Source organism: Synechococcus sp. CCY 9618, from assembly GCF_019038415.1.
Taxonomy (GTDB): domain Bacteria; phylum Cyanobacteriota; class Cyanobacteriia; order PCC-6307; family Cyanobiaceae; genus Cyanobium.
The window spans coordinates 1-1,038 of record NZ_JAFKRG010000120.1 but is presented as its reverse complement, the minus strand read 5'-3'; the positions used below and the strand labels follow the sequence as shown (position 1 = coordinate 1,038).

Sequence of the window (1,038 nt, the reverse complement as noted above, 5' to 3'; positions counted from 1 at the left end):
GGGGCTGAGCAGATTGGCCAGGCGGATCAGGTTGTAGGCCACCACGTGCAACCGGAATACCGCTCCCACCCGGGATCGTCCTCTGGCCTTGAGTTGCCGCAGTCCGGCGGCCTGTTTGATCCAGCCAAATACCTGCTCGATCCGCTTCCTGGCGTTGATTGACTTGCCGTAGCCCTGATGGCGAACGGTTCGTCCGTCGATGGCGGAGCGACGGCGGGCCTGAATGTTCTGCGCCACATGCGGCGTGATGCCGGCAAAGCGGATGTCGGCCACAAAGTCCTTGGTGTCGTAGCCCTTGTCGGCGGCCAGCGTCTTCCGGTGAGCACCCGCAAGCGAACGCGCCATCCGCACCGCCGCCGACCGCTCGCCATAGCCGTCCGCCGGGGTCACCTCACTGGCCACCACCAGGCCGTGGCGGTTCTCCATGAGGCAGTGGCCCAGGTAGCTGAGGTAGGCCCCGGTGCTGTTCGACTTGCGGAACAGCCGCGCCTCGCCATCACTGCTGGAGCGGTGGGTCTGGTTGGAGAGCAGAAGACCACGGAAATCTCCTTTGGCCCTCTTCTTGCCCTGGGCAGGAGTGGAGCCAAACCCATGGCCGCTACTGGGGGGAGAAGGATCGTCGTCGATTCCGTCGATCCGCTCCAGCGAGCTGTGGGAGGCCCAGGCCCGCAGCAGGGTGCCATCCACCGAGAAGTGCTCCGAGCTCAGCAGCGGCTTGACCTCCGGCGCAGCCATCAGCAGTTCCAGGAATCGGGCCATCAGCTCCTCATTGAGCAGCCGGTCACGGTTCTTGGTGAACGTGGTCGGGTGCCAGACGGGGTCGTCGGGATTGAGGCCGACGAACCAGCGGAACAGCAGGTTGTAGTCCAGCTGCTCGATCAGCATCCGCTCCGAGCGGATGCCGTAGATCGCCTGCAGCAACAGGGCCAGCAGGAGTTGCTCCGGCGGGATCGAGGGACGGCCAGCCTCGGGGTAGAGCTTGCAGAAGGATGGATTCAGCCGATCCAGCGCTTGGTCGGCCAGCCGCCTTACGTGACG

At 65.0% G+C, this 1,038-nt stretch carries 1 protein-coding gene; it reads right to left on the bottom strand.

Going from position 1 to position 1,038, the window contains the following annotated elements; all coding sequences use genetic code 11:
- The coding region (locus KUG41_RS15395; RefSeq protein WP_216905061.1) for an IS5 family transposase at positions 1–1,038 on the bottom strand (1,038 nt) is incomplete at both ends.